We start from the raw sequence: 11,440 nt of genomic DNA on the forward strand, positions 1-11,440 counted from the left end.
CAGTGTTCCGGGGATCCGGTTCGTGCTTGAGCGGGCCCTTGGGAAAACCACTCCTTCTTCGCGGCGTAAAAAACCGTCGTCTTTCGTCGCCAGCCCGAGCAGACCGCCTCAACAGGCGGAACGGTCTCTAGGAGAGACATCCGTAGACTGGATCCGGACCACGGTAACGGTAAGTGGTCCTACTGCGGTGGTTGAGCGGTTCGTGGCTTCGGCACGAGGGTCTGGCACCATCCCCTGGCGTGTGGATTTTGAGTATGAACAGGCGCGCCTCCTTGCCCCAATGGCTTCTATAGGGCCCCAGGCTGCCATTCTGGCGCGCCTGCTGCGGGAAACTTCCGAGCGACTATATCGTATTGGCGAGCGGCGGCGCGCATCTGGCGACCAGTCCTGTCCGTTTGATCTTTATCGTCTAGTACCGGTTCCTGACAGAATGCTCGAGGCGGGTGAGGATTCAACGGAGGCGCTTACGTGGTTGCAGGCTAACTGGGGGACGCTAAGGCCGCTGCGGCATGTCTCGGTCCGTGCTCTCCCGGATCGCCGCGCTCGACGTCATGTGAAGGTCATGTACGAATTCTGGTCGGCAGACTGGAGCCCGTGGCAGGCATTTGTCCGTCTGCAATCCGAGTGGCGCGAACTCGTTTTCGATATCCGTCCCCATTATGATTTCGTGAACAAGCCGGGGGGACAGTGATGCCCTCTAATTTAAATTATGACGGGACAACAGCGGCGCAGTCTGGGACGCGTTCCCCGCTTCCCGAATTTCATGTGGAGGGGTTTGATGGTCCTCTCGACCTGTTGCTTGATCTTGCGGAGCGGCAGCGGATTAATCTTGGGGGGATTTCTGTTGCCATGCTCGCGGAGCAGTTTGTTGTCGAAGCAGAGAGGCTGGCGCAAACGACACCCCTTATGAAACGGGCTGAATGGCTCATCTGGGTGACCAGATTGGTGTTTTTGCGCTCCAGATTGTTGTTCGCCTCTCAGGTTGAGCAGACACATGCCGAAAGGGAAGCTTATCGCACGGTCGCCCATCTCGACGAACTTTTGCGTATCCGGGCCGCAGCGTCCTGGCTGGAGGAACGTCCGCAACTCGGAGTGGCGACATTTCCGCGGGGATGCAGTGATCTGGCTAATGTACCCCGGGGGCGGCAGGCATCGTATTTCGGGCTGATGGAGGCCTGTCTCGGCGTTCTTGAGCGCGAACTGGCCCGTTTTGAAGAGTGTGATCCGATATATACGATCAATGTACCTGCGTATTGGACGATAACGGCCGCCCTCGCACGTATCCGGGAAAAGTTATCTGATGGGACGTTCCAGAGTATCTGGCGTGATTGCATACCGTTAAAGCCGGCAGAAGACATGCGCAGCCGGAAAGCGGCGATCGCTGGCGCTTTTGTAGCAGGACTTGAACTGTTGAGGCAGGGTGAACTCACGACCGAGGGAGTGACGTTCTCGGAGGAGTAAGACACGGAAGACGAGAAAGGTCGTTCACCCTCCCAATGCGTCTCCGTACCCCGGTATGAAACATGTGGGCGCCATATTCTATCGCGCTTGCCTTGTGGGGGACGGTTTCCTCCTACTTGAGGGTCGTAAATTATCGTCGCATTTATATATCAAAAATGATATATAAAACAGATAAAATGAACATAAGAGATCATATATGATAAGCTATCTGTTACCGAGAACGGCGGTTGAGGTGCATGATGAGATAGCGGTATCGGCTCGTGCGCGCCGGCTGGCGAAGAACATCACGCAGGAAGACCTTGCTGAGCAATCGGGAGTGGCCATAGCAACGCTTAGAAGATTTGAAAACGGGGGAACTGTGAGTTTGGCGACGCTGCTAGCCATAGCTGAGGCGCTCGGGACACTTGACGCTTTTTCTGACCTTTTTCCCATGCCAGAGGCATCTTCGCTGGATGAGTTGGATAAGTTTAGTCAGCTCCGTCGACGCGCAGCGAAACAGAGGACGCGATGATTGAAAGACTTTCTGTTGCGCTGGATTTCGGCGAGGGAGAAAAGTCTCTACAGGTGGGACAGTTTGGCCGCGATCCTGAGCGTCGAAACATAGCTTTCGAGTGGGATGCTGGGTTTGCTGCAAGTCCTCTTCCTCTCTCTCCAGTGCTTTGTCGGTCGTATGATCAGTTGTTGAGACCAAACGGCGGTCGGGGTGCAAGTCTTCCTTCTCTGTTTGAAGATAGTCTCCCTGATGGTTGGGGACGTCTCCTGCTTGATAGGGAAATTGCAGCGAGAGGTATCAGTCGAACCAAAATCGGTGATATCGAGCGCCTCGCTTATGTCGGGCGCTATGGTAGCGGGGCCCTGACGTATGCCCCGGAAACAGACAATCTTCCGAATGAGAGCATTGATCTGGGCTGGTTCGAAGAGATCATACCGCAAGTGGTGAATGGGGCGTCCGCCGCAGATCTTTCGCGGCTCCGCGTCATGTCGGGTGGCAGTCAGGGCGCGCGGCCCAAGTTTGTCGCGCAGATCAATGACGATATGCATTCCTTACGCGATTACCGCCTGCCGCTTGCTTCCGGCTGGACTCAGGTATTGATCAAAGGGCGTGCATCATCTGATCCGGTCGGGACAGTGGAAGCCGAGATCGCCTACGGCATTCTCATGAGAGAAGCAGGCATCAACGTTTGTCGAATGTTCCCGCTGGAAGGTCATAAAGAGCGATTTTTGGGCACTGTTCGGTTCGATCGTCCGGGCCGAGGCCGCTTACATATGTCTACAGTGGCGGGATTGCTTGATACCGGTATGCAGCACGGTGTGGTCGATTACGTTGATCTCATCAAGCTTGCCAAACTTATGTGTCGGCGGATTGATGTAGTCGAGGAAATTTTTAGACGTATGGTATTTAACGTGCGGGCATTGAACCGGGACGATCATGTTCGAAATCATGCGTTTCTCATGAATGCGGCTGGTGAATGGTCGCTGGCTCCCGCCTATGATGTGTCGTTTTCCGCAGGCCCCGGTGGCGAGCATTCGATATCGATCACTGGCGATGGGCGTTACCCGGGCAAGATTGCCATTAATGAAGTGGCGCGGGTCGCAGGCATCAAGCCTGTTCGAAGAGACCAGATTATTGATGCGGTCGACAGTGCCCTTTGCTCATGGGAAGAGATCGCTGGAAATTGTGGCGTACCGGATTTTCTGATTGAAGACATTGGCAGTGAAATGGTCATTGCCCGAGGATGGAAATGAAATGCTGTAGGAAAGAAGAGATTTTTAGACATAAATCGTATACGGGGGAATATCTTTGAGTTAATTATAAAAAATAACACCCAAACAACGAGAGCTAGTGTTTACTTCGCGCGCCACCGTTTCATTAAGCTCGCTCAGAAAATCGGTCGTAAGCCGTAATTTTAACAGGGCTTACCTCAACATCGCGGCGATATATTTTTGTTTGTAGAAAGCTCGCTTCAGTCTGAATGTCTTGCTCGGAAACATCAATCTCTTGAGCGGACATTCATTTGCAACTTTCTCTCCCTGCTCGTCGCCCGTCTCGATGGGGAGGTTTACGAGGGCATGGATCACCTGATCGAGGATGTCGTCGATGAGGTGTATCGCAACGCCCGTGCGGAGATCGCGGGTTGTAAACCGAAGATTTATGAAGTCGGACAGTGCCCGATGGTCGATGCCGCCATCGAGCAGTTCGGGATTGTGCTGCCGCACCACCACCCGCCGCGGCACGACGCGGATGAAGCCGATCCGACCTGGTGGCGCGATGTGGTCGATGCGTTCATCGCCCTTGGCGAGTACCGCCTCGCCGGTATCGCCCAGCGTTACGCGGTGCCCGTTCTGCAGGATCTTCTGGACGCTGTGCATACCGAGCAGATTGAAAATCGCTACTCAAGGATCAAGTCACCGGCCGGGGAAACCGTGATCGAGACGTTTGAGCGCTTCATCATGAACGCGATCAACGTCTATTCGACGCTCTCGCGCCCCACGGAGCTGGATCTCGGGGACGCGCGCGTGATCGTGCTCGATCTCGCTCGGGTCGCGCCCAAGGGGTCGCCAGCCGCGAACCGGCAGACCGCGCTGATGTATATGCTCGGCCGGCATCTGATCGCCCGAAACTTCTTCCTGCACGAGGAATACGCCGACCTCCCGATCATGAAGGACTGAGGTGGTCCCGTCCGTTCGGACAGTTTTGCGGGCTTGATAAGCTATACCCGGTTGTTGTTATGCCGCCCTTCTGACGGCGTTGCTGTTGGCCATCTGGTCCGGGGTTAACCCCGGACCAGATGGCGTCGGCACGTTATGATACGCCTCATCGGGCGTTCGTCCAGCCAGCGCCGTATGCGGACGCGTTTCGTTATAATGGGCGATCCATCTGCCAAGCCCGGCCCTCAGCTCTGATCCGGTCTCGAACGCGTACAGGTAGACGCATTCGTATTTCAGCGACCGCCACAGGCGCTCGATGAACACGTTGTCCAGCCAGCGACCGCGCCCATCCATGCTGATGCGGATCTGACGCTCTTCCAGTATCCCGCTGAAACGGGGTGTCGTAAATTGCGACCCCTGGTCAGTATTGAAAATGTCCGGGGCGCCATAGCGCATGAGGGCATCCTGTAGCGCCTCGATACAGAACTCCACGTCCATCGTGTTCGACAGACGCCAGGACAGGACCTTGCGCGTGAACCAGTCCATGATCGCCACGAGATAGAGAAATCCCCGTTTCATGGGAATATATGTGATATCGGAACACCAGACTTGGTCAGGCCGATTGATGACCAGATTCCGCAGAAGATATGGATATTTCCGATGCTCCGGATGGGGCACGGTCGTGCGCGGCTTCTGGTAGATCGCCCGCAGGCCCATGATCGCCATGAGCCGCCGGACCCGCTTGCGGCCCACTTCATGTCCCAGGCGGCGCAGATGCCATGTCATCTGCCGTGAGCCATAATAGGGCGTTTCCAAGAACTGGGCGTCGATCAGCCGCATCAGCTCCAGATTGGCCTCGCTCTGTGGCACAGGCCGATAGTAGACGCCCGACCGGTTGAGTTGCAGCAGCGTGCATTGCCGGATTATCGGCAGACGCGCTCGCTTCGGGTCAATCATCTGCCGCCTCTGATCACGCCCAACCGAGCAGAGGCATCGCGTAAAAAATCCCGTTCCACGAGAAGTTCGCCTATCTTCGCGTGCAGTTTCTCCACGTCAGCTGGGCTGACCGGGGGCTCAGCCACCGTCTTCCCGGAAAAGGTCGCCGCCATCCCCTCGATCGCCTGCCGTTTCCACTGGGCGATCATCGTCTGATGTACCCCATGTTTCGAAGCCAGTTCCGCCAGCGTCAGTTCCCCACGGATCGCCTCCAGCGCAACCCGTGACTTGAACTCTGCCGCATACCGTTTCCGCGTAACCTTGCCCATAAAACCCGTCCTCGTTCAGGCCAGATGATAGCTTATCGCCCTGTCCGAAAAATGGGGACCACTTCTGGACGGCCCTGACGATGCAAGTGGAAAGTATGACTTTGATGGTCGGGTGCAGCCATGTGTCCGGCCTGTTTGCGCAGCCCGGGGGCTGCTGGCCCTGATGAAGTCCGCGGATTGGATCCCTGATCACCTCTGCGCGCTTTTGCTGCGCTTGGTCTCGTCGGGTTTATCCTCTCCCCGGCCTGACCGGTTCGCCATCATATCTCACCACTCCGCACATTCACCTTCGTCGCTTCTGGTGTTCGACGAGGGCGAATCTCTGAATTCTTTCAGGCGCTCCTGGCGCTGTATGCATTGCCCGTTGTGAGGAATGCCCAGACAATCCTGGCAGTCTTGTTGGCGAGAGCGACAGATACGACACGCGCCGCCTTCTTCTCGAGCAACTTTGCGGCCCATTGACGACTGGCGTTTTCCTTGCGTGCAAGACGGATCACCGCCGTGGCGCCCAGCACGAGCAGGCGTCTGAGATAGCTATCCCCCTGTTTGCTGATGCCAACCTGTCGTTCCTTGCCACCACTGCTGTGACTTTTGGGCGTCAGACCGAGCCACGCAGCGAATTGACGGCCTGACCGGAAAGTCGAGGCATCCGGAACGGCCGCGACGATCGCGCTGGCAGTGATCGGGCCGATACCGGGAATACCAGCCAACCGACGGCTGACACTGCCTGCCCGATGTTCCGCGACGATCTGCTTCTCGATATCGTCGATGCGTTGCTCAGGAGCCCGCAGATGCGCGACAATTTCCTGAAACAGTTTCCGAGCGGGCTCGGGCAACATTTCCTGCTCCGCATGCAGCACTGTAATCATCTGGTTCAGGCCCGCGACGCCAGCTGCCGATATAATACCGAACCCGGCAAGGTGTCCCCCGCAGGGCATTGACCTGCATGGTTCTTTGACGCACCAGCAAATCCCTCGTCTTGTGCTGAAGCAACGCTGCCTGCTGACCCGGTGACCTGACTGGCACGAAGCGCATCGTCGGGCGGGTCACCGCCTCGCAGATCGCCTCGGCGTCAGCGGCATCAGTTTTACCCTGCTTGACGTAGGGCTTCACATAGACTGGCGGCATCATCCTGACCGTATGTCCGAAAGCCGCAATCGAGCGCGCCCAGTAATGCGACGTGCCACACGCTTCCATACCGATCAGGCATGGCGGGAGTGTTTCAAAAAACCGGAGAACTTCATCGCGCCGTAAGCGACGGCGTACGAGAATGTTCCCAAGACTATCGATCCCATGCACCTGAAAAACATTCTTGGCCAGGTCGAGGCCAATCGTCGAAATCGTTCCCATAGGTGGCTCCATGCGTTGCAGACGGTGACGATTTCATCCTCGCACATTTCGTGCGGGGGCCGTCCACAACATCACCTCTGACAGCGTGCGGGAATATCACCGCGCCCGCTTCAAGGAGATGAAAGAGACCGTCAAACGCATCGACTTTGAAGAATGGCACCGCACCCACGATGCGCCGCAGGTCAACAAGCAGGCCATCGAGGACGTGCGCGAAGGACGCAAGCACGACGTCCAGATTGCGTTCATCTCACAGCGCGCCACCGATTTCAGCGCCGATCTCGTGGGACAGGCGACCGGCTACTGGATCCTCAAATGCGGTGACGAGAAGGAAGCGCAGAATGTGATCGAGACCTTCCAGCTTACCGAGGCCAGTGCTTATGTCGTGCGCCATCGTCTGCCCGGGCCGGGCCGCAACGGTGCGCCGTTCTTTGTCGTCATGAAGGCGGCCGGGCAGAAATACGAACAGCTGCTGGTCAACATGCTCGGGCCGATCGAACTGTGGGCGTTCTCCAGCACACCGGGCGACACCGCCCTGCGCAGCCGCCTCTTTGCCCGGATGCACTCGACGCGCGCCCTGCGATGCCTCGCCTGCGTGTTTCCAGGGGGGAGCGCCGAAAAGGAGATCACGCGACGCAAGGCCGAAGCCATGCGCGCATCGGCCGGTCAGGACGAGGTGGTCGTCGCGGGTGTTCTCAACGAGCTGGTCGAGGAGATTGTCGAAGGCAAGGGTATCGCGGCCGGTCTCTTCCGCAGGCTGGCCGAGTTCGATGAGGTCACGCAGGAAGCCGCCTGATTCGGTCAGCCAGGCTCGCGTACAAAAGGATTGTGGATGACCGTCATGTCGAAAACCCGCAATCCATTGTGCATGTCCTCAGACAGCACCTTCTCAAGGTCGTTCTCAATGGCGCAGGCCACGATCATACTGTCGTAGGTCTGCAACCCGTAACGCTCCACAATAGCCCATCCACGCTTCCACACAGCTTCCGTCAGATCGTGAACCACGCATAGGGAGCGAATATCGGAAAGCAGTTCGCCGATCTCATCCAGCGAAAGGTGGCTTTTGCGCCGTAGCGTGTGCAGAGCCTCGTTGAGCGTCTGTACCGAGATATGACACTCACGATTGAGGAGAAGATCTTCCGCGATCCGCGCCTTTTCCGTTCCGTCTTCAAGGATGGCGTACAGGATGACATTGGTGTCGAGCAGAACGCTCACTTCTCATCCCGCTCCCGCTCAAAGCGGAAATCGGCGGGAAGTCTGCGACCGACTTCCTTCATCGAGCGAAGGGCTTCCTGCCGAGTTTTAAGACGACTGAATACTGCATCCACACTATCGCCCTCCTGCAATCCGAGTTGCTTCACGATATGCGCAGGGATACGGACTGCGAGACAGTTTCCCCATTTCGAAACCTGCATGGCATCTCTCCTAACTGATATCCATTTATACCATTTAGATATCCATACTGCAAAGGAAAGAAATTTCGGTATCTGGCAATCTGCCAAGCATCGTAGGACGAGAGCAAACCGTCATGCTGTCACGATTTTCAAAGAAATCGCAGCTTCTCACGGACAGGCAGAAATGGGGGGGGGGAAGCTGACGGGCCGCTTGCGGTTGATTGAGTCTGAAAGCGGATGTAGCTATTTATCTTAAAGTGCGGTGCATGCCTTCAGAGCATCCTCAACACGCCTCTGGTCTTTTGATGTTAAAGGCAAAATTGGACGCGGGGGCTGGGTGGAAGACAGTTCGAGGAGATTGACGGCAGCATAAGCAACACGCAGGCTTCCAAATTCCCGAAAAAGTGCCCACATCGGCTCCAGCACCTGCTGATACTGGTTTACGGCACGCACATCGCCCTCATGTGCGGCTATCACCATCGCCTTGGCCAGTTTTGGCAGGTACCCGCCGAGAACACTGAACCAGCCATCGCATCCGGCAAGCAGGACTTCCGCCGCAATCCAGTCTCCACTGTAGCCTATCGCGAGTTTCCCAACCGGGCTGGATCGTAGCTCGGCCAGTTCCTGTGCGACCGTGCCTTCTGTCGGAGCAGGCATTTTCACGGCGGCGATGTTGGGAACGTTCGCCAGCCGTTCAAGCAGATCACGACTGAAACTAAAATGGGTTGTGGCGGGATTGTTGTAGATGCAGATCGGCAGAGACGTGACCTCGGCCACTGCTTTGTAATGTTGATAGGCTTCTTCCTGCGTCAGGGGCGTGTAGGATACAGGTGCCATCAGCAGTCCGTCGGCGCCCTCTGCCGCAGCATCGCGTGCAAGATTCTGGGCATCGTCGGTGCGCAGCGTGCCGACCCCGACGATCAGCGGTGTTTTACCCCCGACCGTTTTGACGGCTGCTCGGATGGCGCGGCAGCGTTCGGTACGGCTCAGATAGGCATAGGTTCCGGTGCTACCCAACAACCCGATGGAATCCACCCCATTGGCCGACAGATGCGCCGTCAGGCGCATGACACCTTCCATATCCACCACGCCATGTTCGTTGGCGGGTGTAATGGGGAAAGCAGACAGACCGTGAAAGATCGACATATCAGACCTCATTGCCGGATGGAACATTCACGCCCATCGATTTCAGATAACGTTTGATGTTGCGGGCCGCCTGCCGGATGCGTTGTTCGTTTTCGATCAGAGCAATGCGGACATAGCCTTCACCATCCGCATCATACCCTACGCCTGTGGCAACCGCGACTTTGATATGGCTCAGAAGCTGTTTTGAAAACTCCAGATTTCCCATATGCGCAAGTACCGGGGGCACGGGTGCCCAGGCGAACATGGAGGCATTAGGAGCGGGAACATCCCACCCGGCCCGGGCGAAGCTTTCGACCAGCATGGTCGCCTCGGTTAAGCCGTGAGGAGTGTTATTCTTTGCAAATCAGGAAAAACGCTTGGCACCGGCCACACACAGAACGACGATGAGTGTCGAGACAACCATGGTCCAGGCAATCGGCTCATGCAGGAAAAGTGCTGCAAGCAGTAGACCAAAGAAGGGTTGCAGCAACTGAAGCTGCCCGACGCCAGCGATGTCCCCAACAGCCAGGCCGCGATACCAGAAGATGAAACCGACCAGCATGCTGAAGATCGACACGTAGCCAAGCCCGATCCATGAGGAGAGATGGATGTTTCCCCAGTTGTTCAGCAGGTAAGCGAAGGCAATAATCGCCCTGACTGGCAGGGATAGCAGCAGGGACCATGAAATGATCTGCCAGCCCCCGAGACGACGGGAGAGGGTCGCGCCTTCCGCATATCCCAGACCGCAGACGAGAATGGCCGCAACCATCAGCAGGTCGCCTGTGACATTACCGGCCTGACTACCGTAGAGAGCAAACCCCGCCACGGCAGCCGCGCCGATTGTGGAAAACAGCCAGAAAGCAGGTCTGGGGCGTTCACCTCCACGCAGCACGCCAAAAATGGCCGTGGCCAGCGGTAATAGACCGATGAACACGAGCGAGTGTGCTGACGTAATGTGTTGGAGCGCAAGCGCCGTCAGTAATGGGAAGCCCACTACGCAGCCGATAGCGACAAGAATGAGCGGAAAAATATCCCGCCGTTCAGGCCGGGGCTCACGGAGTGCGAACAGGAAGATACTCCCCAGAAGGGCGGCAATCACTGCGCGGGCACAGGTCAGGAAAATGGGTGAAAAATCAGCGACGGCAACACGTGTTGCGGGGAGAGAGCCACTGAAGATGATGACGCCCAGCAGACCGCTGCCCCATCCTTCTGTCGTCCGTTTCATAACGGAAATCCTCGATTTTTATGATGTTTGAATTGCTGGAATTTATGAGGACGAAATCATCAGAGCCAGCTACAGTTCAATACAATTCTGGAAAGCTGTACTGATAATAAAACCCATACAATTCTTGAGGTTGGTAGTGGAATCTCAGCAGACGCGCACATTCGCCATCATGGAGGCGATCAGGCAACGCATCGCGACACGTGCCCTTGTGCCTGGCAATCGCCTGCCGTCGATCCGGCAGTTTGCCAAGACCATGCACGCCTCCCCGTCTACGGTCGTTCAGGCTTACGATCGTCTGGTGGCCGAAGGGGTCATCGCAGCGCGGCAGGGCTCTGGGTTTTATGTTACGGGACGTGCCCTTCCTCCATTGGCGTTGGCGGATGCCACCACCCCGGCAGCGCGGGCCATTGATCCATTCTGGGTGTCCCGTCAGTCCCTGGACTCCGATCCAGCTGTCCTGAAACCGGGGTGTGGCTGGCTTCCCACTGACTGGATGCCCATTGAAGCGCTGCGCAAGGCGTTTCGGAGCGTGGCGCGCGGAGAGAATGCCGTTCTGTCGGACTACGGCAGCACCAGAGGCGGACTTCGCTTGCGGCGTTTGCTGTCATCCCGGTTTTCTGAAGACGGACTGGACATCAATCCGGACCAGGTTCTGCTGACGGGTTCAGGTACGCAGGCTGTCGATCTGATCTGCCGCCTGCTGGTGCGGCGCGGTGATACAGTGCTGGTGGACGATCCGTGCTATTTCAATTTTCAGGCTCTGCTCAGGGCGCATGAAGTTCGGATTGTCGGGGTGCCATACACCGCGACCGGACCGGATACCGAAGCTTTTGAACGGATCGTTCTACAGGAAAAGCCGCGCGTCTATATTACCAACTCGGCTCTCCATAATCCAACAGGAGCGACTCTTTCTCCCCAGACAGCTTTCCGTCTGCTCAGTGCGGCGGCAACCTCAGATGTTCTGATTGTTGAAG

At 56.8% G+C, this 11,440-nt stretch carries 12 protein-coding genes and 1 pseudogene; 6 read left to right on the plus strand and 7 right to left on the minus strand.

Annotated elements, in window-relative coordinates; translation table 11 throughout:
* The first annotated feature begins 690 nt into the window (after window positions 1-690).
* From GXY01S_RS15160 to GXY01S_RS15185, 4 genes are all read left to right on the plus strand, one after another.
* Complete coding sequence (locus GXY01S_RS15160) at window positions 691-1,461, plus strand: segregation and condensation protein A (protein WP_061276456.1); 771 nt, start codon at window positions 691-693, stop codon at window positions 1,459-1,461.
* A gap of 196 nt (window positions 1,462-1,657) precedes the next feature.
* The gene (locus GXY01S_RS15165; RefSeq protein ID WP_242013173.1) at window positions 1,658-1,972 is read left to right on the plus strand and encodes a helix-turn-helix domain-containing protein; all 315 of its coding nucleotides are present in this window, start codon (window positions 1,658-1,660) and stop codon (window positions 1,970-1,972) included.
* A complete protein-coding gene (locus GXY01S_RS17470) occupies window positions 1,969-3,207 on the plus strand; it encodes a type II toxin-antitoxin system HipA family toxin (protein ID WP_082770914.1) in 1,239 nt (412 codons plus the stop codon). The genes GXY01S_RS15165 and GXY01S_RS17470 overlap by 4 nt, the downstream gene beginning before the upstream one ends.
* A gap of 324 nt (window positions 3,208-3,531) precedes the next feature.
* Window positions 3,532-4,131 carry a hypothetical protein gene (locus GXY01S_RS15185; protein WP_061276465.1) on the plus strand — a complete coding sequence of 200 codons (600 nt, stop codon included), beginning with the start codon at window positions 3,532-3,534 and terminating at the stop codon, window positions 4,129-4,131.
* A gap of 57 nt (window positions 4,132-4,188) precedes the next feature.
* On the opposite strand, the gene GXY01S_RS15190 is transcribed toward GXY01S_RS15185, so the two are convergent.
* Together GXY01S_RS15190 and GXY01S_RS15200 are read right to left on the minus strand one after the other, a co-directional pair.
* Window positions 4,189-5,375 (minus strand): IS3 family transposase gene (locus tag GXY01S_RS15190; RefSeq protein WP_156470333.1). Its coding sequence is split into 2 segments (ribosomal slippage): window positions 4,189-5,117 and window positions 5,117-5,375, totalling 1,188 coding nucleotides; the frame shifts between segments, so codons are not numbered across the junction.
* A 332-nt stretch (window positions 5,376-5,707) separates the two neighbouring features.
* A pseudogene (locus tag GXY01S_RS15200) lies at window positions 5,708-6,725 on the minus strand (IS110 family RNA-guided transposase).
* A 118-nt stretch (window positions 6,726-6,843) separates the two neighbouring features.
* Here GXY01S_RS15200 and GXY01S_RS15205 point away from each other — a divergent pair.
* Window positions 6,844-7,518, plus strand: coding sequence for a hypothetical protein (locus GXY01S_RS15205; protein ID WP_061276469.1), 675 nt, complete (start codon window positions 6,844-6,846; stop codon window positions 7,516-7,518).
* A gap of 5 nt (window positions 7,519-7,523) precedes the next feature.
* Here GXY01S_RS15205 and GXY01S_RS15210 read toward each other — a convergent pair whose 3' ends face one another.
* The 5 genes from GXY01S_RS15210 to GXY01S_RS15230 form a co-directional block, all read right to left on the minus strand.
* On the minus strand, window positions 7,524-7,937 hold the full coding sequence (locus GXY01S_RS15210) for a PIN domain-containing protein (protein WP_061276471.1): 414 nt from the start codon (window positions 7,935-7,937) through the stop codon (window positions 7,524-7,526).
* Window positions 7,934-8,137, minus strand: a complete 204-nt coding sequence (locus GXY01S_RS15215; RefSeq protein ID WP_061276473.1) for an AbrB/MazE/SpoVT family DNA-binding domain-containing protein — start codon at window positions 8,135-8,137, stop codon at window positions 7,934-7,936. The genes GXY01S_RS15210 and GXY01S_RS15215 overlap by 4 nt, the downstream gene beginning before the upstream one ends.
* Before the next feature lie 231 nt (window positions 8,138-8,368).
* Window positions 8,369-9,262 carry a dihydrodipicolinate synthase family protein gene (locus GXY01S_RS15220; RefSeq protein ID WP_061276476.1) on the minus strand — a complete coding sequence of 298 codons (894 nt, stop codon included), beginning with the start codon at window positions 9,260-9,262 and terminating at the stop codon, window positions 8,369-8,371.
* 1 nt (window position 9,263) lies between these two features.
* Window positions 9,264-9,563 carry an aminotransferase class I/II-fold pyridoxal phosphate-dependent enzyme gene (locus GXY01S_RS15225; RefSeq protein ID WP_110570475.1) on the minus strand — a complete coding sequence of 100 codons (300 nt, stop codon included), beginning with the start codon at window positions 9,561-9,563 and terminating at the stop codon, window positions 9,264-9,266.
* A gap of 42 nt (window positions 9,564-9,605) precedes the next feature.
* Window positions 9,606-10,466: a DMT family transporter gene (locus GXY01S_RS15230; RefSeq protein WP_061276480.1), complete on the minus strand. Its 861-nt coding sequence runs from the start codon at window positions 10,464-10,466 to the stop codon at window positions 9,606-9,608.
* 136 nt (window positions 10,467-10,602) lie between these two features.
* Between GXY01S_RS15230 and GXY01S_RS15235 the strand changes: the two genes are divergently transcribed.
* On the plus strand, window positions 10,603-11,440 hold an 838-nt coding region (locus GXY01S_RS15235), incomplete at its 3' end, for an aminotransferase-like domain-containing protein (protein WP_456306308.1).

The organism is Komagataeibacter xylinus NBRC 15237 (genome assembly GCF_001571345.1).
GTDB classification, from domain to species: Bacteria; Pseudomonadota; Alphaproteobacteria; order Acetobacterales; family Acetobacteraceae; genus Komagataeibacter; species Komagataeibacter xylinus.